Genomic DNA, 21,918 nt, shown 5'->3' on the forward strand with positions numbered 1-21,918 from the left:
TCATAAAATAATTATATGTAAATATATAATATTTTCATTAATGAATTCATTATATAGTCTACTCTATTTTCTTTATAATATTTACTATTTCCTTTGCAGTTGCTTCATCAATTATTAAAACTCTACTTGAACCATTGATTTCCGTGGCAATAATGGCTCTAGCTTTATTCTTGCCCGCCGCTACTGCAATTAATGTTTTATTATTTCTAACATCTTCACTTCTTAGTCCAATAGTAGGTGTAGAATAAATTATTTCACCAGCTTCGTTATAATAATGTCCAAAAGCTTCTCCTACAGCACCTAACTTTTCAAGTTTCAATATCACATTTTCCGGTAGCCCACGTCTTTTGGCCATCTCCTTGGCTATCCCTATCCCATGTATGAGAATTTCAGCATTTCTAATCTTATAAATTATATCCTTTATGTCTTTTTCATTTGATATAGTTTCTAATGCTGTAGTACTCAAATTATCTGGTGCATGAAGTAATTCATATTTGCCACCCAGCTTCTCTGCTAATCTTACCACTAATGTATTAGCTTGAATTTCTGCATTCCCTGTCATACCGCCTCTAGCAGGAAGCACTAAGACATCTTTATACTTATTATTGCTACTGCTTGCGAAATTTTCTACTACTTCTTTAACTGTTGCTCCACCTGTTAATGCAATTACGCTATTACCTTTAATCATATCCATAGTGTAACTTGCAGCTGTCTTTCCAATCTCTTTAAGCACACTCTTATCAATTTCTACATCTCCAGGAACAATTATAACTTGATGAAGATTTAAATGTGTCTCAATAAATCTTTCAATTTGAGACAATCCCTTGATTTCATAAATAAATATTTTTAGTTTGTTTATAATCTCTTCTCCCTCAATTGTTACAAACATTCCTGCTGCATCAATTTCAATCAGGTTCTGAGATTTTAAAAAATCTATTTCATTTCTTACTATTCTTTCACTAAGACACATATCACTTGCTAAAATTCTTCGTCCTATAGGCTGATTATAATATATAGTTCTTAATATATTATAACGTTTTTGAAGAAGATCCATTAATTCAGGTACTATTTTTTGTTGCAACTTCAATATATTCTGCACTTCCATACCTCTCTGGACATCTTAAGTCCCACTGTTATTTTTTTGTTCCCACCTATATTATAAATGAAATGCTAACTTATTTAAATTAGTATTTCATTAAAAGTTGTTAACATTGTGTTAACATACCTATAAAGCCACTTTATGCCGTTTTTCCTTCTTAAAATCTCTTTCTTTTACTAGAGCTTTTAATTTGAAGTTCTTCTCTATATTTTGCTACAGTTCTCCTTGAAATATTCATTCCTTGTTCATTTAACTTATCGCATATAATTTGATCTGATATAGGTTTACTTTGATTTTCATTATCTACCATATCCTTAATAGATTTTTTTATATTAATTGTAGATACATCCGCACCGCCGGAAACAGATGCTATTCCATTTACAAATAAATCTTTTATCTTAATTATTTTACCGCCACTTACGCTAACATATTTTTCTCTAATTGCACGGCTTATAGTAGATTCATGCATTTCTAAGTTATTAGCAATTTTTTTTAGTGTCATTGGTCTTAAGTATTCTTCACCAAAATCGAAGTATTCTTTTTGAACCACCAAAATCTCTTCTAAAACCCTATAAACAGTATTTTTTCTTTGCTCAATACTTCTAATAAGAAACATGGCACTATTAATTTTATCTTTTACGTATTCTACAGCTTCTGGATCTTCTGCACTGGTAATAATCTCTTTATACAAACTGTTTATATTCAGCTTCGGAAGTACGTCTTCATTCATGGAAATAAAATATTGATTATTTAACTTGTTGATGTAAGCATCAGGAACTATATATTTAACGGTTTCACCAGTGTAGAATCCCCTTGATGGCTTAGGCTCTAATGCTTTTATAATATCTCCATACTTTTGAACCTGTGCTACTGTAATTTTTAATTCTTTAGCTATATCATTATATTTATTTTCAGCCAATAATCCCAAATAATTATCAATGATTTTGTAGATATTTTCATCCTTCACTTCCATATTACATAGTTGGATTCTTAAACATTCACTTAAATTCCTAGCTCCAATCCCCTGTGGTTCTAAAGATTGGAAAATTTTAAGAGCTATTTCAGCATTTTCATTTGATATATTAAGCTCCTGGCATATATCTGCTAAGCTTACAGATAGATAGCCTTTAGTATCTAAGTTCTCAACCATGTACTTACATATATGTAATACTTCATCACTTTCAATAATTTCACCTATTTGCTCCATTAGATAATCTTTTAAAGATTTTTCCTCTGCAATATAATAAAAAGGAGACACCTCTTCCTTTTCAATGTTCGCTCCATAATTCTTTTCCTTATAATTATCTGTATCAAGGTATTTAATTATCTCTTTATAATCCTTCGAATCACTGAAATCCTTTTCATTATCACTGTTATTCTTTTGATCTTGAATTTGTTTTTCTTCTAATACTGGGTTCTCCTGCATCTCTTTATTCACATATTGGCCCAGTTCATATGCAGACATTTGAAGAAGTTTAATAGACATTTGCATTTCTTGCGTCATTATTAATTTTTGTTCTTGTATCAAGTTTAAGCCAAAATTAATATTCACCTTTTCCCACCTCATCTAATCATTAAAGTTATTATAACATAAATTATGGCGAAAATTTAATTGAAAATAAAAAACCTCAGCATAAGCTGAGGTTTTTGCTATTGAAATACTATCTTGATCCTTTTTCATAAGGCTTACCACTAGCACGTGGCCCTACTGTTTTTCCAACAAACCCTGCTAATGCAAGCATAGTAAGTACGTATGGGATAACAGTGTATACCTCTGAAGGCAAATTCCAGCTAAGCTTTTGTGCAAAAATATTAAATGCACTACCAAAAGCAAACAACATGCTAGCACCAAATGCTCCAAGTGGATTCCAGTTCCCGAAGATAACCGCCGCTAGAGCAATGAATCCACGCCCTGCAACCATTCCCTCCCTGTAAAGTGGAGTTATTCCAAGGGATAATGCTGCACCACCAAGTCCAGCAAGCATTCCTGATAATATAACACACAAATATCTTATTTTATAAACACTTATTCCTAAAGTATCGGCAGCTTTAGGGTGTTCCCCTACAGCTCTAATTCTTAGTCCTAAAGGTGTTTTATAAAGTACGTATTGCATTACAATCACTAAAATGATTGCAAGTACTACAAACCAGTTTAAGTCAGCAACAAACTTTCCAAGTAATGGTATGTCTTTAACTCTTTGAGGTATGTCATAAGAAAGACCTTTTACTATATCTGTTTGACCACCTTTCCCACCAAATAACTTATATATTAAGAAACTAGCGAGAGCGGTAGAAAAAAGATTTATGGCCGTACCTGAAATTACTTGATCTGCACGTAAATGTATGCTGAGTACTGCATGTATTAAACCCAAAATCCCACCAGCTGCTACACCAAAGATTATTCCAACTATTGGGCTTCCAGTGGCATAACTTCCAAACACTGCAAAGAAAGCCCCTATTACCATCATACCTTCAAGACCAATATTAACAACACCTGATTTTTCAGAGATTATACCACCCAATGCTGCAAAAATTAGAGGCGTAGCTATTCTTAATGTTTGCGCTAGCAGCGTGATTAAAACATCACTATTCATTTGCAATCGCCTCCTTCTTTTTCTTTTCAGAGAAGTATTTAACAATGTAATCCGTAGCTACAAATATAATAATTATAGCTTGTATTAAATAAACTATATCTTTTGGTATTCCATTTAGTTGAAGAGTTCTAGCACTACTATTTAGTGTTCCAAATAATAAAGCTGAGGCTATGCATCCAATAGGATTGCTCTTTGCAAGCAGTGCAACTGCTATACCGTCAAACCCATAGGAAGGTAATACCATGAAATCTTTTACATTATGAAGAACCCCTGCAACGTGTGTCGCTCCACCAACTCCTGCTATTCCACCAGAAAGTAGCATAGCGAAAACGGTATTTTTAGCTACATTGATTCCACCATATTCTGCACCATGTGGGTTTATACCAACTGCTCTTATTTCATATCCCACAGTAGTCTTCCATAGTAACCAGAATATGAAAATGGCTACGGCTATGGCAAGAAATATACTAACATTGGCTCCACTACCACTAACAAATCTAGCTAACTTTGCACTCTCTTGTATAGTTGGTGTACTTGCTTTACCTGTAACTCCAAAGCTAGTTCTTAATATAATGAAATTAGCAAAAGCCATTGCTATATAATTCATCATAATTGTATTTATAACTTCATTAGTACCTACTTTAGCCTTTAAGTACCCGGGAATTCCTCCCCATATACCACCTGCTACAAGACCTGAAATGATCATTAGCCCTATATGAACTATTGGGCTTAAACCTGGAATTGTTCCGACTACTGCTGCTGCAATCATACCAAGTATAAATTGTCCACCAACACCTATGTTAAACAATCCACATTTAAACGCTACTGCATTTGCAACCCCTGTAAATATTAATGGCGTAACCTCTGAAATTGTAACAAATGTTACCCTTGTACTACCAAATCCGCCTTTATATATAAGTCCAAATAAATCGCCCAAAGCCGGAAAATACTGCAATACCGAGTACCCTTTTGCCCACATTACGAAGAACACAGCAACAAATATAGCAACAATTATAGAAAAGAAAGGAAAGGCAAGTGCTTTAAATGCATTTTTTATAATTCCAGATTTAAATCCTTTCTTTGCTATATCAATACTCTTACTATCTTTATCTTTTACTTTACTCATATTCCTTAACTCCTTTCGGTGTTTCCTTAAGAGTACCACCAGCCATAAGTATACCTAGTTTTTGCTCTGTGGCATCTTCCCTATCTAGTATATCTACCACTTTACCATCATACATTACCGCTATTCTATCTGATAATGCTAGTATTTCGTCAAGTTCTAAGGATACTAGTAGAACTGCACGCCCTCTATCACGTTCCCCAACTAATCTTTTATGAATATATTCAATTGCACCAACGTCAAGTCCTCTTGTAGGTTGTGCCGCTATTAATAATTCTGGATCTTTTGAAATTTCTCTGGCTACTATAAGCTTTTGTTGATTACCACCTGATAGTGATAATGCTGCTACATCTGCATTAGGAGTCCTAATATCAAATTCGCTAATAAGAGTATCACAATGCTTTCTAATTTCTTTATAGTTCATAACTATACCCTTACTAAAAGGCATCTTTTTATGGATTCCCATAATTGAGTTTTCAAATAAGGAATATTCTAATATAAGTCCCCTTTTATGTCTATCTTCTGGTATATGCCCAACTCCTGATGAAATAATCTGCCTTGGCGATTTCCCATATATATTTTTACCATCTAAAGTAATATTTCCACTTTTAGGTTTTCTAAGACCAGTTAGCACCTCTAAAAATTCAGTTTGACCATTACCATCAATACCAGCCACTCCAAGGATCTCACCGCCATGCACAGATAATGTCAAGTTATTTACAGCAGGCAACCCCCTATGATCACTGGCACAAAGATTCTCAATTTTTAGTATTTCTCCCCTAATTAAAGCAGGTTTTTTATCTACTGTTAAATTAACTTTTCTGCCTACCATAAGCTCTGCTAATTCGTCTATACTGGTTTCTTTGGTATTTACGGTTCCGGTTACCTTTCCACGTCTAATTATAGTAACTCTATCACTCATACTCATAACTTCTTTTAATTTATGAGTTATTAGTATTACAGATTTTCCTTCTTTCTCAAGGTTTTTAATTATAGTTCCTAGTTCCCCAATCTCTTGTGGTGTTAAAACTGCTGTAGGCTCATCTAATATTAAAATTTCAGCACCCCTATATAATGCCTTCAATATTTCTACTTTTTGTTGTTGACCAACAGAAATGTCTTCTATAACTGCATTTGGATCAATAGCAAATCCATATCTTTCAGAAATCTCTTTAACATCGTGGATTGCTTTAACCATATCAATTTTAATTCCTTTTTTAGGTTCAATACCTAGCACAATATTTTGTGTTACAGTAAAGTTATGTACAAGCATAAAATGCTGATGAACCATTCCTATTCCCAGTTTTATTGCATCATTTGGAGTAGTTATATTCACTAAGTTACCGCTTACATAAATCTCGCCCTTTTCTTGTTGGTACAGACCATAAAGAATATTCATAAGAGTTGTTTTTCCCGCACCATTTTCACCAAGAAGGACATGTGTTTCTCCCTTTAATAATTCGAAATCTACATTGTCATTGGCAATGGTTCCTGGAAAGACTTTTGTTATGCCTTTCATCTCAATTACCTTTTCCATTTTCTTTCCTCCTTAAATCATCTTCTGCGAAGCTGCAATATTAACAACTTTGGAAGCAGATTTAGACTGCCACCAAAGTAACCTTTCTGGGCTAGGCACCTGCCACTTATAGAAGATGTCAGACTTGAAGCTTCCAAAATGTTGTTAAAAAGATTAAATCATCACCTGTGTAGGTGGAGGATTTCTTTTTGAATACTTCTAAACTATCATTATTCTTAGAAAGAGCTAGATGTATTACATCTAGCTCACATTGTATACTTAAATCGTTAATAATAAATTTATGGAAAGTTTAAACTTTTCACAAAATATTATTTTACTTCAAATGTCATAACATCTGCTCTATTTGCTGGAACAACTATTGTTCCTGCTATAACTTTTTCTTCATATTTTTTAACTTCTTCTAAAACATCTTTTGGGACATTTTTATCAGATGTTGCAGCTATTCCTACGCCTTGCTCTTTTAATCCAAGTACTATAGATACGCCACCTTTAAATTCTTTATTAACTACAGCTTTAGCTTCGTTATAAGTTGCTGTGTCAACTCTCTTCATCATACTTGAAAGTATAACATCAGCATATTCTGGTACTGTTAAAGATTGGTCCATATCAACTCCAATAGCCCAAACTGTTTTTCCACCATCTTTTAATTCTTTAGCTGCTTTAAATAAACCAATACCAACTCCGCCTGCTGCATGATAAACTATGTCGCAACCATCTTGATATAAAGATTTAGCTAACTCATATCCTTTTGCTGAATCATCAAAACTATCTGCATATTTTACAGTTGTACCTGTACTTTTACCATCTGTACTTATTAATCCTTTTGCTGCTTCTGGGTTAACTGCTTTAACACCAGCTGCAAAACCAGTTTCAAATCTATTTATTGCTTCAAAATCTTTTCCACCAATAAATCCAACTTTATTAGTTTTAGTCATTTTTCCAGCAATAACTCCCATTAAGAAAGAACCTTCCTGCTCTTTAAAAGTAATTGATGCTACGTTTGGCAAATCAACAACTGAATCTATAATTGCAAAATTTTTGTCAGTATGATTTTTAGCAACCTCTGTAGTTGCATCTGCCATTTGGAATCCAATTGCAAAAGTTAAATTTGAACCTTCTTCAATTAATGATTCTAAATTTGCTGTATAGTCTTCTTTCTTTTTAGATTCTATAGACTTGTAAGCATATCCGAATTCTTCCTTACCCTTTTTAACTCCGTCGTCTGCTGATTGATTGAATGACTTGTCATTTAATCCACCTTCATCTGTAGAAAGACCAATAGTGATATCACTTTTCGCTGCTTCCTTCTTCGTTCCACAACCTACGAACAATGTTGCAACTACAGCTACTGCCGTAAGTATTGCAACTACCTTTTTCTTATTCATAATAATTCCTCCCCATAAGTAATTAATTAAATACCTTCACTAATATATTGCTTAGCAAGTATTTATTCTACAAAAGATTTAAAAATCCTTTTTTAATTTAAATTTTTTTTAATTCTTTGCAGATTTTAAATCTTTATTCATTTGTCAAATAACGATTTCATTTAATAGTATATGACAGTTTCATTTTTATATGTGATATGAAATAGATTATATATGAATTCCTTCTTATTAGCAACTAGTTGTTAACATGAAAAACATATTTATATTTTACTAGTTTTTTTTATTCCTAAAACAAACCCCCGCAAGCAATCTAGCGAGGGTTTTGTTTTAAACTTACATTTATTAATATTTATAAGCTTCTTTAGAATTAGCCCATAAATTCAGCTTTTTTAAGAATCTCAATAGCTTTGTCAGAAACATCTTCTGGTACTAAAACTATTGGTCCTGTACATCCCATACCACTTTCAGAATAAATGCCTTCTTTCCATAATGCTTTACATGCATTCTCTAGTTCAAGTATATCTATTCCAGCAATTGAGAATGTAACCACTTTTTTAGGAGGCATTTTCACTTCTTCTTCCTCTGCCGGTTTTTCTGCTTTTTTAATAACTTTATTTATAGCATCTTTTAAACCTAATTTATTAGCTCTAGTAAATTCAGCTTTTGCTAAGCCCAAAACATTATTTTCTGCACAAATTGCGCAGTATTTTAATGCTTCTGCTATTAATGGTGCCCCTGAAGCTCTTGAAACTATGTTTACAAGTTTATTATAGTTTTCTCCAATACCAGGACCGTAACCCGCACCTACTGTTTCGTAGTTACCTCCTGTAGTGAAAGAAGCAAAAGTTTTAACTAAAATGTTACCAGTTAATGAATCACAAACCATAACATCTGGTGTTCCTGCAAGAAGGTCATTACCTCTCATAACAGCACCACCGCCAGATCTTAAAGAATCTGCAAACTTAAAATCATAGCCATTAGTTTGTACTTCTTTTAATATTCTCTCAACTTGTCTTGCTCCATCTAAATTAAGTATTCCAACAGTTGGATTTTTAATTCCGCTAGCTTTAGCTACTGCAATACCAGATATTGCATTAAGTACCATACCTTCTACTCTGTTTGTAGATGTAGTTCCTGTAGTTGTAGCTATTATCATATCTGTACCTTTAGCTGGTGTTACTATCTTTCCAACTGTAGATACTCCTATTGGAAAATCAAAATGTTGAGTTACACATCCACTTAAATTACCACTCTCTAGTAACTCAGTCATTATTTTATGGCCTTCTTCAGCAGTTTCAACTTCAATTATTTCAAAGTCTACATCCACTTTTGGTCCTATTAGAACAATTTCAAAATCATCATATTTACTTTTAGCTATTTCTGCTGCCTTTACCATTTCCTCTATACCATGCTCTGAACCGAATAAAGTTAATCCAATTCTAACGCTTTTTTGGAACTTTCCGCTTTTTATGCCGTTAGCTATGTCATTAAATACTTCAGCAATCATTTGTTTAACTCCATTTTCACTCATATCTACACCCCTTTTCTAAGCGACTAATTTAAATCTTATTTGTTCATTAAGAAATCTGCAAAATCTTTCATTGCATCGCCAACCATGGACTTAACTTCTTCTTTGCTTATTCCTGATTGATTTTCTATTGTTCCTGTATTCTTTTCAACTAAGATTGAAATTCCGTCAAATAGATTAGTCATTCTTCCCAAGAATAAACTTCCTTTACCAACTATCATGAAGTTCTTTAAAACTCCTGATTTTATGTGATCTATTCCGTGACCAACAATAGGTACTCCTGATGGTATATGACCTTGAGTTGGTGCAAATCCTGGATATCCATGTTGTTTTATAAATTCAGGTAATTCTTTTCTGTCTAATTGTCCTTTTTTAACTGCGAGTGCTCCAATCATTTTATAATTTTGTGTTGGTACATCTCCAGCTCCTGCAGGCTCAGTTATATCTGGTGTCTGCATTTCTGGTGCAAATTTATCTATGTCTGTAATTTTGAGTCCTGCTTCTGTTAATGGGTCAAGTACTAGAGCTTCCAACACTGCTTGTGGTGCTGCTCCATGTCCTATTGTATGTCTTCCTATTATGTCAGTTCTTAAAATTGGGCTAACTCCATCATTTTCTGATACAAGAATAGCAAATCCACCCAAACAATCTTCAAGTATAGGTAATCCCTTTTTAGAATGATCTTTACCATTCATACCTAGTTTTGCAGTAGCTCCACCTGCAACAACTACTACATGTTTAAATATACCTGATTTAACTAATGCAGCAGCATTTACTATTGCATGAGTTGGCGCAGCACAAAACCCTCTAACATCTAATCCTGTTGCTCCTGAAAGTCCCATAACTTCTCCTATAGATTTAGCTATATTCCCGCCACCTCTTTGGTTCATATCTCCTATAGCTTCTTCAGAACATTCTAATATGTATCCAATATCTTCTATAGGTACGTCTAAGTTACTCACTAAGTGAAGTCCAGCAAGCACTCCAGATGCTTTAACTGCTAAGTTTTCTAACATGTAATGTGCTGATAGGTTAGGGTCAAATTCATGAGCACGTCTTACGCAACCTACTAGGTTAGTTCCCTCATATAATCCTTCTGCTCCACTATTTTCAACAAGATTTTTAATTTTCTCAATATCGTCTCCAACTAATTTTTCTACTTTACTAGCTAATAGTGGGTGTTTTGATAATTTTTCTTTTACTATTTCTACAAAAGAATTCTCTAATAAAACAAGATCAAATACGTCTGATATTTTCATTAAACCATAAAACTCATCTTGTGGCATAATTTCACCAAACTTACCAAATCTATTTGAATTCTCAATATTTTTACCGTACCAAGGTCTTGGCATTTCAGCTAATTCCTCTGGAGTTATATTTCCTATATATGTTTGGTTTGGAGCATACGCTACAACCTCTTCAAATCCCCTTAAATGGTTTTTCATTTCTTTTAAATATTCAGAATCTGGATTTGCTTCTCTTTCCACCGTTTGTGTAGTTCCATTGTGTATTGTCATATCTGGTGTGTTTACTAAAATATAAGATGCTTTTTTTATAACTGGAAAATTCATAATTTGTATCCTCCTTATTTGCCTTTATGAGCACAAAATATTTATTATTTATGTGCATTAATTTAACTATGAAAATTAAATGCACAATCCACAATATAAACTTTTCTAACTAAATTTAATTTTATATTTCTATATAAATTAAGCTAAATTGTATATTGTGCATTGTGCATTACATATTGTTCATTACTCTTCATACCTTATATAAATGGATTAGGGAACCTAAAAGTCCCCTAATCCACTTATTATTTCCAAGTTTAAAATTAGTCTTCAAATACCTTTTGACCATCTACAGGTGTTTGTAGAGCCATTAATGCTTTTTCTACTAATTTTCTTCTTAATGCATACTCATCTTCTTTAGTTAACGCTGGGTCACCAAGAGGATATGGAATAGCAACTGTAGGTATAATTCTATTTGCACCAACTGTTACTGAAACCGGTGTAATAGTACACATATGAACTACAGGTAATCCTGCTCTTTCTATTTCTTTAACTAACGTTGCACCGCAACGAGTACAAGTTCCTCATGTAGATGTTAATATAACTGCAGTAACACCATCAGCGATTAATTCTCTAGCAGTATCTTCACCAAATTTCTTAGATGACGCAACTGCTGTACCATTACCTACTGTTGAGTAGAAATATCTGTGCAATGAACCTATTTTTCCTTCTTTTTCTAAATCTCTTAGAACATCTACTGGAATAACTCTATCTGGATCTTGATTAGCATATACTGGATCGTGTCCACCATGCGCTGTTTCATGAGTTTCAGAAGTTAAATCCATTATTCCTTCTATGTCGTATTTACCGATTTTAGAAGCACTTGAAGATTCAATGTGATCTGGGTTTCCTTTTGGTACTATTCCACCAGATGTAACTATTGCTATTTTAGCCTTAGTCATATCAAGTACAGGTGCCATTGGCTCAACTCTATCAAAGCTAGGCATTTTGAATTCTGTTACAAATTCTTCTCCCTTTAACTTCTTAACAAGCATGTCAACTGCTCTTTTAGAACCTCTTTCAGTAGCGAAGTAGTTCTTTCTTATACCTCTTTCGATATAATTTTCTTCACTTGGCATTCCTATTTCTTCACCTTTAGCTAATTTTAAAGCTAAAGCTGCCATTTTAGGTAGTGCCTCTCTCATACCAACTGCGCTATTTCTAGTTGAAATTATATGCACATATTTTTTATACATATCAGCACCTGGATTTTCTACATACATTCCAGTCATTACTGGTATGTTTAATTCTTCTTTTACTGCTGTAGCTATAGCACCACAAGCGATACCATATCTTCCTGCATTAAACGCTGGTCCAGCTATAAATAAATCAGGATTGTATTTTTTCACCATCTCTATTATTTCAGCTTTAGCTTCGTCTATGTTTTCTGCAAAATACGAGTCACCACAGATTATAGTAGCAACTATTTCTGCTCCATCTTTTGTAAGTAGACCGTTTAGTCCCAATCCTGGTCCTACAAAGCCTTCTCTAACTTCAGGTTTAATATCTGCTTTTTCTTCTCCGCCTATTCCAGCGTAAAATTGGTTTATATAATGTACGATTTTTAACAAGTATTTCTCCCCCCTTCTAATGGGAATTGACAATTCTTTGTCTAGACTCAAAATAACCTAGTTTAAATTGACAATCGTATAGTATTTATACTAATGCATATCACTTAATTTAACTCTATTGAATGTTATTAAACACTATATTTAGAGAATTGATCTCTAACTGATTTTACTTCTCCAATTATTTCATCTACTTCTAAAACCATTTCCATCATCCCACATTGCTCATCATATACTGACGCATCACATGCATCTTTGATTTCTGGTTCGATTACGTGGTATACTGCAAGGCCTAAAGCAATTCCAGCTAAAGGTCCAGCGAATGTTGGGTCTCCTGCTGCTACTGTTTCTGCTGAAAGTCCTGATGCTTCTGCTTCAGCTCCTCCAATAACTACTACCATGTTTTCAGCGCCATACTTTTCAGTAAGGTCTTTTACTCTTTGTTGGATCTCCAGATCCATAGCTCCTGCAGCCGTTCAGACAAAGCACTCTGTTGATGCAAATACTACCTCTGCTCCAGCAGATTTTACACAAGCCTCTATTGCAGGACCAGGTATACCGTCTCTATCTCCTATAGCAATAACTTTCTTTCCTTCTAACATTTTCATCTTCCTTTCGTGTTTATATTTTCATTATTTCCTAGTTGGTTTAATTTAATTCTAATTCTATATAATTATCATCAAAATAAACTTAATTAACTATATTAGTATCCTTTAGCTGTTAAGTAGTTAAATCCTACTTCACTAGTTGCACCAGTTATAACTTGGATTTCAGCATAGATAGATCCATCTTCTCCAAGACTTCCCATGTGTCCACCAGCTATGATATCAGCAACTTCAAGATGACCAATTACTTTCTTCATTGGAGGTAATGTAATTACTTCGTTAGCATTTCCACCAGTTACAACTGCATCACCATGAGGTGTTGAGTCAGCAAGTGATTGAGAGCTTCCATCTTGACCTGCATATTCATCAGTTAAAAGTACAGTTTTAACTCCTTTTGCAGTTATCTTATTACAATTCATAACAAGATCCGCATCTGGATTACCAAAACCTTCTTCTGAAATTATAGCAGCATCAGCTCCCATAAATTCAACTAACTTTGCAACCATACTTGAAGATCTTTCTTTATCTGCTAAGTATACATTTTCATTTGTTATTATACATCCAAGGAAGTTGAAATCCTTACCATGTCTTTCATATAAATCTTCTATTATCGGATGATTCATATGCACATAGCTTGGGTTTTTGTCACAAGCAGAAACACAGTTACCACTTACAACTGCTCCATCAAATATTTCTGTTGGGTACATAATTGTAGGTATTATTTTCTTAGCATCTACTCCATAAACATAAGTATCATGTAATAATCCTTGTGTTTGAAGCATGTATACATATACTACCTTTGGTAGCTCTGGATATTGCTTAACTTGCTCAAGTAATGGTAACGTTTCAAAAGTTTTCACTTCATCCGGCTCAACATCTTTTCCAGCAAGTCCTAGATAAACTGCAGCTTTAAATCCTACCATTCTTACAGCTTCTTCATGATTGTGTTGCAGAATGCCTTCTTTTGGCTCACAAGTAATTACTAAGTTGTTTGTTTTTGAGAAAGGTGTATATTTAGCTCCTTCTCCGCACATATCAACTATTCCTTCTTGGAATCCAACGATTTTACCAGTAGTTATAACAGCTGCTCCTTTAAGAACGTGAGTTCTCCCTGAACCTACTGTTTCAACCTTACTTATAAATCCTGGGAATATTCCACCAGTACCACTAACTTTAACTCTTGGTTCTATTACGTCTTTTACTGGAATTATTCTAACCTCTTCACCTGGTCTTGCTATATCAAATTTAATACTTGCAAGTCTTTCATCACCAGCAACCTCTTTTAATAATTCCTCTTGATTAACGTAAAGAACTCCACCCTCAACCTTTGTTTCTAGTCCAAACTGAATATCTTTAATAAATATTTTCCCAATTTCTAGACGCAAAACATTCACCTCCTATGATATATGAGTATATATATCTAATAACTTATAGATTTTTTACTATAAGCTTTAGTACCAAATTATAATGTGTTATAGTAATCTTTTATAAAATTTTCTACATCGTCTAATGAAGATATCTTATCTGGTGTTATTGTAGCAGCTTTTTCTCCACCTTTATATATAATCATTGTTGGAAGTCCTAAAACTCTTTGAGCTATAGCTGTTCTTCTTGCTCCACCAATGTTTAAGCTAGCAAATTTTATTTTGTCTGAGAATTTTTCTTCAAGACCGTGTACTCCAGGCATAAGTTCTATACAAATTTCACACTTATCGCCCCAAAAATCAACAAATACCGGTTTTTCTGATTCTAATACTTCTGCATCAAAATTGTCTTTGTTTAATTCTACCATTACTCATTACCTCCTGTTTTTTTCATTTTGTACATAAAGATTATTAATCTTTATGCCTCTTACGATTTAAATTATTGTCATTTGATTAATATTATAATCAAATTGACTACTTTATATTAATTTAAAACAAATATATGTTTTAATATAAACTAATTAAATTTTGCCTCAATGTAATGTTCAGCATGAGTAGCTGCTATTGCACCATCTGCCGCTGCTGTAATTACTTGTCTTAATAACTTCTCTCTTATATCTCCTGCTGCATATACTCCTGGTATATTGGTTCTCATTTCTTCATCAGTGATAATATCTCCTCTGTCGTTCATAGTAATCTTTCCTTTAAACAATTCTGAAATTGGAAGATATCCTACAAATACAAAACATCCATCTACTTTCAAATCACTAACTTCGCCAGTTTTAACATTTTTAAGCACTAAACCTTCTAATATCTCTTCACCCTTAGCTTCTTCAACTACTGTATCCCAAACAAACTTTATCTTTGGGTTTTTGAAAGCTTTTTCTTGAAGTGATTTAGCTGCTCTTAGTTCATCTCTTCTGTGTATTATTGTAACAGTTTCACCAAACTTAGCTAAGTATATAGCTTCAGTTATAGCTGAATCCCCACCACCTAGTACTGCAATGTCTAAATCTGTAAAGAAGTCAGCATCACAAGTTGCACAGTAAGAAACACCTTTTCCTCTTAGTTCTATTTCATTTTTGAATCCACCAAGTCTTGGATAAGCTCCTGTAGCAATTATAATTGTTTTAGCCTTATAAGTTTCTTTTTTACATTTGATAACTTTGATATCACCATCAAGTTCAACTTCAACAACTTCATCTTTAACAAATTCTGTTCCAAATTCTTCTGCTTGGTTTTTCATTCTTTTACTTAATGATGTTCCAGTACATTCTTCAATTGATCCTGGGTAATTTTCTAATTCATCAGTTGTAGTCGCTTGTCCACCAAACTTTGCTCTTTCAATTATTAAGGTACTCATTCTTGATCTCGCTGCATAAAGTCCAGCAGATAATCCCGCAGGACCTCCACCAATAATTATCGTGTCATAAATATGTTCCATAATTAAAACCTCCTCATATTTTCATGTCTTGTCTAATTTATTGCATGATATATTAAATCAGAATCTATAAGTTGAAAGTCTAATAATATTTTTTCATTCCACTGTGGCGTTTTAAAATCATTTAAAAACTTTTCCGTGGTCATAATGCTTTCTTCTATTATAGATAACGATTGAAAATCAACTTTTTCTAGTTTTTCTTTAGATATGCAAATAGTTCTATATGGTGTTTCATTTGGCTTTATACTACTCATTAAAGGATGAGTTAATAATTTATGACCTTCGTGAATATTATCTCTAACTTTCTTTAAAATATCCATCATAGTTCCTTCAATAAATATTATCTTGTACTTGCTTTCAAATTGTTCTTTTGACATTGGATTATTAGTTACAATTATTAATGGTTCTATCAATTATAAGCCTCCTTTTCTACTTTAAGGAACAAGACAATCATTGATTGTTTTCTCTTGTATCTAGTTAAGGCATATTTTATAATAACAAAAAACAGAGTATAAAAGTCCCTTATGCCTTTATACTCTGTCTCTTAACCTGAGAGATTTACTCCGTCGGTGCTATTCGCTTTCCAGAGGTATGTCCATTTTTGGTACTTTTGCCTGAGAGATTCACATTGTATGGGCTACAATACTTACTCCTACGGCTATCTTAAACTAGTTAAATCTTTTCCTACAATTATCAAGATTTAAACCATTATATTTTAAGATCATCTCCCTAAAACATCATCCATTACCATATTAAATTTATTAATTATTTATATTATATATTGTTAATCATATATCTACATTATATACTATATTTTTCACTGTAACCATACTTTTTCGAATATTGATTATTTTATTTATCTATAGCAGTGATACATATATCAAATAGTTCGTTATTTTTTTATCACTACCATTTTCGAATAAACAACTTTAGGAAAATAAAAATAAGATAATACTATAATTGCAATTTCTAATATATACTTTGTATGAGCACTACAGCCTTGAGCCTTAGTAAAAAGCAATAACTCTAATATATTTATGTGAATGTAGCTTAATAATCTTCAACATAAAAAATGCCGCAAGCTCCTTCACCAGAATGTGTTCCTACAACGCATCCAACTTCACACTCTATAAATTCCATTTCCCTCTCATTCATATGACTTCTTAATTTTTCTAGAATGCTTTTATCATTAGCTTGTAGTAGTATGCTTGTTTCTCCCTCTTTAATACCAGTTTTATCAACATTCTTTAAAATAGTCTTTATTGATTTCTGAGTTCCACGTACTTTGTCTATTACCGCCATTTCTCCATCTTTTATAGTTAAAATTAACTTTATGTCAAGAATTCCACCTATTGCTCCAACAGTTTTAGAAAGCCTACCACCTTTTACTAAGTTGTCTAATGAATCAAAAGCAAGCGCACTTTTTATGTGTGGTATTATTTCTTTAATTTTTTCTTCTATTTCAAATATGTTGTTTCCTTCTTCATTTAGTTTCGCTGCCTTTAAAACTAATAGCCCAAGGCCAGATGTAACATTATAACTATCTATTGTTATAATATCTTCTGTTTCTAGCATGTCTTTTGCTATACAGGCTGATTGATAGGTTCCGCTCATTTTTGAAGATAAATGAATAGATACTATTTTATAACCTTCATCTAAATACTTTTTATAACATTCATAGAACCTGTGTGGAATTACTTGTGTTGTAGTGGGAAATTCCTCCGTGCTTTTCATTTTGTATAAATATTCTTGTAACGTTATATCTTCGCCATCCCTATAAGTTTCATCATCTACTTTCACAAGTAAGGGCAAAACTTCTATATTATATCTTTCAATAATATCTTTGTTTAAATCGCAGGTACTATCTGTTATAATCTTAATCTTTTGCATTTAAGCCTCCTTACTTCCTTTTGGGATATATATAATTTAATGGCTAAGACTTTTATCTCATATCTGGAAATCCTATTTGTCTAAGAACCTCATATGTCATAATAGCTACTGTATTAGAAAGATTAAGTGATCTAGTTGAACTACTTACCATTGGTACTCTTATGCATCTTTCTGGATCACTATCTCGAACACTATCTGGAAGTCCTGAAGATTCTCGTCCAAATATTATAAAATCACCTTTTTTATACTTTACGTCTGAATAAAACTTTGAACTTTTTGTTGTAGAATAATAAAAGGTATCATCTTTATACTTCTCCCTAAGTGCTTCATAGGATTCATGAATTTCTACATCTAAATAAGGCCAGTAATCAAGCCCTGCTCTTTTAAGTTGTTTCTCATCTAAACTAAATCCTAGTGGCTTTATAAGGTGAAGCTTGCAGTCAGTTAGTACGCATGTTCTTCCTATATTCCCAGTGTTTTGTGGAATCTCGGGTTGAAATAAAACAATATTTAAATTCACAATTTTCCTCCTTGCCATCTTAACAATACAAAACAATTGATACTTGTATTGTTTCATGGAATAAATACTTAAAATAATATTACCTCAATTGTTGCAAATAGTAAAGATACAGGAAGTTAACACTTCTCCTTGCGCTCTCAATTTATAACAATTTCTCTATAATTTCAGCTCTTTTATATGAACTGTTTATTATTTCTTTTGGGTACCCCATATATTCTAAAAGCTTAATTGCATTTCTTGTTTTAGAGATCCCCTTTTTTATTTTATAATCGAAGCTTAAGCCACTACTAGTGTCAACATTTTCACTGAAATAATAAAAATCATAATTCTCTTTTAAGATGTCAGTAAGCTCCCTATCATGGGTAGCTACTATAGAAATAGTTTTACCATTATTCAGATATGTTAATATTTCTGCTGACATAGCAATTCTTTCTATTGGATTTGTCCCCCTAAATATTTCGTCTATAGGACAAAATACAGGAACATTCTTTTCTAAAGCTTTAATGATTCTAAGAATTGCTTCTACCTCTGCCATAAAGAAACTCTTTCCTTTTGTTAAGTCATCATTGGGGCTGATTGAGGAAACTATGTTAAAAAATGGTGCTTTGTACTCTTTAGCCAAAACAAAATAAAAACTTTGAGCCAAAATTATATTTACCCCCAGCATTCTTAAGAAAGTAGACTTCCCAGCCATATTTGTACCTGTAAGGACAATTCCATGATTTTCTATATTTATTGAATTCGAAACTGGGTTATCAATAATAGGATGAATTCCATCAGTTATATTTAAAGCAATTTCCTTTATAAACTTAGGTTTAACACATTGATGATTTAAATTATGTTTATATGCCGAAATAGAAATTAGCGCTTCTAATTCACCAACTGTATAGTAAAGATCCATTAAAACTTCTTTTTCATGTTTGATCTTATCAGATATAGCATAATATGCACTTTCTTCTAATAGAAAAATTACGGAAAGCGACTCAAATAATCCACCCCACATATTTACAACTCCTATTAATCTTGTGCCTCTTTCTATATCCTTTACTGATTTAAGTATCGCTGTTATTTTATTCTTATAATAAATAATTTCTTTATCATTTATACTAACTATTTTTCTAGCTGCCTTTATATTTTTTCTTAAATAAAATATACCATTAGACTTAATATCCTTTACTTCTCTAGTATTTATAAGCATATTAATAGAACTTAATGCAACTATTCCTAACATAAATTTCACATTTACAAATATTGAAAGAAGAATTGCTACTAATGGTAATACCTTACCAAGAAAAGTATATATGTAGTATTTAGCTTTATTTATAGTAAGGTCATTCTCCATCATATCCAAAAAGCAATTTTTAGAATCAGTATTTAAATCAAAAAAGATACATTGAAGATTTTCCCTAAGCTTACTGTTATCTTTAAATACCTGTATTAGTTTTCCTCTTTCTTTTAACTTTTCTTCCTCCATTAAAGGGTTTCTAAGCATTGAATATAAAGCCGCTTCCCCCGGACTGCTATATGTTCTATCTAGCTTTGTATACACCTTATTCATATCTAAATCGTCCCAAGTTTGATTGTCTAAAGTGTAATCACTTTTTTTACTCATATCAAATAACTTCTTAATCCTGTCAAAATTTCTTACTTTATCTATATCCCCGCTATAATCATTTCTTATTGATCTCAAAAACCTTCTGCTCATAGTTAATTACCCCTTAAGTTATTTAAAGTTATATCCTTATCTCTATTACATTATACCAACTTACGTGGATTATACCCAGTGTTTATTATGGGTTCTGTTTCCGTACTCCAAACCACATAACAATTGTAGGAATAAACGAAGATACTAAAAATACATATGCATTATTAATTTCAGATTCATATATTAGAAAAAAAGAATATCCATTATACATATTATAACGCTCCCACAAATGAGAGTTTAATAAAATATTGCTCGGACCTATCCTATCACCATTAAATGCAACTGCCCAAAGTACTATTCCTACTATTCCAGTTAAGCTAACCGATAATAAATTTTTATATTTGCTTCCTTGATTAGTTAAGCGTTTTCCTGCCAACGAATAGTATAAGTAAACTGCTACAACAATAATAATAACAGATATAAACATCATACTATAATGATATTTATTCGCAGCCTCCTCAGATGCCCACTTTGGTTGTCCCATAATGAAGAAAAAAAATATAATCAAAGAAGGTATACTTATTGCTATATGTATCAAAAGTGACTTCAGATTATTTTTAATCAAAAATTTCGCCCCTTTATTCCATATTATGAAATTTTATTTTATAAACATAGATAATATCCATAAAGTTAATCCAATCACTCCCAATAGTTTTACAAATGATACATTTTTATATTTTATTATCCGCATTTTACTTTTCATATTTTCACCCCTTTTTTTATTATACTCTTCTGCTTCTTGCTTATTTACAACCTATAAAATTATACACAATACACTATTTACGTTTACTTTGCTAAGGTTTGATTGAAGAATTTAAAGACTATATATTTTTTCTTGTATTATGATAACAAAAGTATATATTGAGCAGAATTCTTTCCCTTCGCCTTAGTAATTCTTAATTCATTTTATTTGTAGATACGTTAATAAAAGTACTCTTAAATACCATCTCTATCTCTACTGATATCGTTCCTGAATGCACATAATGTAGGTTTGAAATTTCTCCGCAGTGACTTGCAATACGAAGCGAAGGGACTATTGAAATTTCAAACTTACCCCATTATACTTCTAACACAAACTTTTCAATAACCCTTGCTACCCCGTCACAATTATTACTTTCAGTAATATATTGTGCAGCCGCCTTTACCTCTTCATCTGCATTTCCCATAGCAACTCCAAGTCCCGCAAACTTAATCATAGACAAGTCGTTTTCACTATCCCCTATACAAATGATCTGTTCCCTAGTTATTCCATAAAAATTCGCTAAAATTTCAACTGCATTTCCCTTTGAAACACACTTATTCATTGCCTCAAAATTATTAAAGCGAGAACTTACTACTTCAAACTCATCCATATTCCTTAGCGATGCCTTTATTTCCTTTATTTTTTCTATGTTTTCATCTACTCCTATACCTTTGAAAATTTCATTTTCATAAGTCTTAAACACCTCATCCCAATCTTTCACCACCACTATTTTAACTTGCTTATCCTTTGGCAGTGTTTTATTGACTTCTACATAGAAGGAAGAGGAATATACCAATTTCTCTGTAAAAACAGTATCACTGGTATAATAGTGAGGATATATATCATGTTTCCTAAACATAGCTAGAAGTTTCTTGCATTTTTCCACTCCTAAAGTAGCTTTATAAACTACCTCACCTTTGTCCTTCTCCATAATAAAAGCACCATTGGAAGCTATTACTGGTGACTTTACTCCCAAAATCTCCGAGAAAAAATCAGCTGAGGTAAAGATTCTTCCCGTACACACTGCAATTCTCACTCCTTTTTCATAAGCAAGCCTTATAGCTTTAATATTTTCCTCACTAACAATCTTTTTATCATTTAGCAAAGTACCATCCATATCTATACATATTAATTTGTATTCCATATATTTTTCTCCTCTTCTTAAGTTTTTTAGTTTAGTATATGTTAC

Annotated in this window: 19 protein-coding genes and 1 riboswitch; all 19 genes read right to left on the bottom strand. The window is 32.4% G+C overall.

What is annotated here, in order from left to right; translation table 11 throughout:
* Window positions 1-58: 58 nt before the first annotated feature.
* The 19 genes from LGK97_RS11690 to LGK97_RS11780 all read right to left on the bottom strand — a co-directional run bounded on the left by LGK97_RS11690 (window position 59) and on the right by LGK97_RS11780 (window position 21,873).
* Window positions 59-1,099, bottom strand: a complete 1,041-nt coding sequence (locus LGK97_RS11690; RefSeq protein ID WP_226259951.1) for a sugar-binding transcriptional regulator — start codon at window positions 1,097-1,099, stop codon at window positions 59-61.
* A gap of 157 nt (window positions 1,100-1,256) precedes the next feature.
* The gene (gene rpoN, locus LGK97_RS11695) at window positions 1,257-2,645 is read right to left on the bottom strand and encodes an RNA polymerase factor sigma-54 (protein ID WP_226260012.1); all 1,389 of its coding nucleotides are present in this window, start codon (window positions 2,643-2,645) and stop codon (window positions 1,257-1,259) included.
* A 115-nt stretch (window positions 2,646-2,760) separates the two neighbouring features.
* Window positions 2,761-3,693, bottom strand: coding sequence for an ABC transporter permease (locus LGK97_RS11700; RefSeq protein WP_226259952.1), 933 nt, complete (start codon window positions 3,691-3,693; stop codon window positions 2,761-2,763).
* Window positions 3,686-4,819 (bottom strand): ABC transporter permease, encoded by a 1,134-nt coding sequence (locus tag LGK97_RS11705; protein WP_226259953.1) that lies wholly within the window; start codon window positions 4,817-4,819, stop codon window positions 3,686-3,688. The genes LGK97_RS11700 and LGK97_RS11705 overlap by 8 nt, the downstream gene beginning before the upstream one ends.
* Window positions 4,812-6,353, bottom strand: a complete 1,542-nt coding sequence (locus LGK97_RS11710; protein ID WP_226259954.1) for an ABC transporter ATP-binding protein — start codon at window positions 6,351-6,353, stop codon at window positions 4,812-4,814. Before LGK97_RS11710 ends, LGK97_RS11705 begins: the two co-directional genes overlap by 8 nt.
* 308 nt (window positions 6,354-6,661) lie before the next feature.
* Complete coding sequence (locus LGK97_RS11715; RefSeq protein WP_226259955.1) at window positions 6,662-7,738, bottom strand: BMP family lipoprotein; 1,077 nt, start codon at window positions 7,736-7,738, stop codon at window positions 6,662-6,664.
* A 367-nt stretch (window positions 7,739-8,105) separates the two neighbouring features.
* Entirely contained in the window at window positions 8,106-9,269 is a 1,164-nt protein-coding gene (grdD, locus tag LGK97_RS11720; RefSeq protein WP_226259956.1) for a glycine/sarcosine/betaine reductase complex component C subunit alpha, read from the bottom strand.
* A 35-nt stretch (window positions 9,270-9,304) separates the two neighbouring features.
* A complete protein-coding gene (grdC, locus tag LGK97_RS11725) occupies window positions 9,305-10,837 on the bottom strand; it encodes a glycine/sarcosine/betaine reductase complex component C subunit beta (protein ID WP_226259957.1) in 1,533 nt (510 codons plus the stop codon).
* 260 nt (window positions 10,838-11,097) lie between these two features.
* Window positions 11,098-12,405: a glycine reductase complex selenoprotein B gene (gene grdB / locus LGK97_RS11730; protein ID WP_226259958.1), complete on the bottom strand. Its 1,308-nt coding sequence runs from the start codon at window positions 12,403-12,405 to the stop codon at window positions 11,098-11,100.
* 128 nt (window positions 12,406-12,533) lie between these two features.
* On the bottom strand, window positions 12,534-13,010 hold the full coding sequence (grdA, locus tag LGK97_RS11735) for a glycine/sarcosine/betaine reductase complex selenoprotein A (RefSeq protein ID WP_226259959.1): 477 nt from the start codon (window positions 13,008-13,010) through the stop codon (window positions 12,534-12,536).
* A gap of 95 nt (window positions 13,011-13,105) precedes the next feature.
* Window positions 13,106-14,392 (bottom strand): glycine/sarcosine/betaine reductase component B subunit, encoded by a 1,287-nt coding sequence (locus tag LGK97_RS11740; protein ID WP_226259960.1) that lies wholly within the window; start codon window positions 14,390-14,392, stop codon window positions 13,106-13,108.
* Window positions 14,393-14,469: 77 nt separating this feature from the next.
* Window positions 14,470-14,799, bottom strand: a complete 330-nt coding sequence (locus LGK97_RS11745; RefSeq protein WP_226259961.1) for a thioredoxin family protein — start codon at window positions 14,797-14,799, stop codon at window positions 14,470-14,472.
* A gap of 149 nt (window positions 14,800-14,948) precedes the next feature.
* Window positions 14,949-15,875, bottom strand: a complete 927-nt coding sequence (trxB, locus tag LGK97_RS11750; protein WP_226259962.1) for a thioredoxin-disulfide reductase — start codon at window positions 15,873-15,875, stop codon at window positions 14,949-14,951.
* A gap of 32 nt (window positions 15,876-15,907) precedes the next feature.
* Window positions 15,908-16,285: a GrdX family protein gene (locus LGK97_RS11755; protein ID WP_226259963.1), complete on the bottom strand. Its 378-nt coding sequence runs from the start codon at window positions 16,283-16,285 to the stop codon at window positions 15,908-15,910.
* A 179-nt stretch (window positions 16,286-16,464) separates the two neighbouring features.
* A riboswitch (glycine riboswitch) is annotated at window positions 16,465-16,613 on the bottom strand.
* Between the two features lie 309 nt (window positions 16,614-16,922).
* Window positions 16,923-17,762 (bottom strand): DegV family protein, encoded by an 840-nt coding sequence (locus tag LGK97_RS11760; protein WP_226259964.1) that lies wholly within the window; start codon window positions 17,760-17,762, stop codon window positions 16,923-16,925.
* 52 nt (window positions 17,763-17,814) lie between these two features.
* Window positions 17,815-18,282: a tRNA (cytidine(34)-2'-O)-methyltransferase gene (locus LGK97_RS11765; RefSeq protein ID WP_226259965.1), complete on the bottom strand. Its 468-nt coding sequence runs from the start codon at window positions 18,280-18,282 to the stop codon at window positions 17,815-17,817.
* Between the two features lie 142 nt (window positions 18,283-18,424).
* Entirely contained in the window at window positions 18,425-19,987 is a 1,563-nt protein-coding gene (locus LGK97_RS11770; protein WP_226259966.1) for a MutS-related protein, read from the bottom strand.
* Window positions 19,988-20,072: 85 nt separating this feature from the next.
* Window positions 20,073-20,552: a hypothetical protein gene (locus LGK97_RS11775; protein WP_226259967.1), complete on the bottom strand. Its 480-nt coding sequence runs from the start codon at window positions 20,550-20,552 to the stop codon at window positions 20,073-20,075.
* A gap of 493 nt (window positions 20,553-21,045) precedes the next feature.
* Entirely contained in the window at window positions 21,046-21,873 is an 828-nt protein-coding gene (locus LGK97_RS11780) for a Cof-type HAD-IIB family hydrolase (protein ID WP_226259968.1), read from the bottom strand.
* Between the last annotated feature and the right edge of the window lie 45 nt (window positions 21,874-21,918).

The sequence above is a fragment of the Clostridium sp. CS001 genome (genome assembly GCF_020443565.1).
Classification (GTDB): Bacteria; Bacillota; Clostridia; order Clostridiales; family Clostridiaceae; genus Clostridium_AD.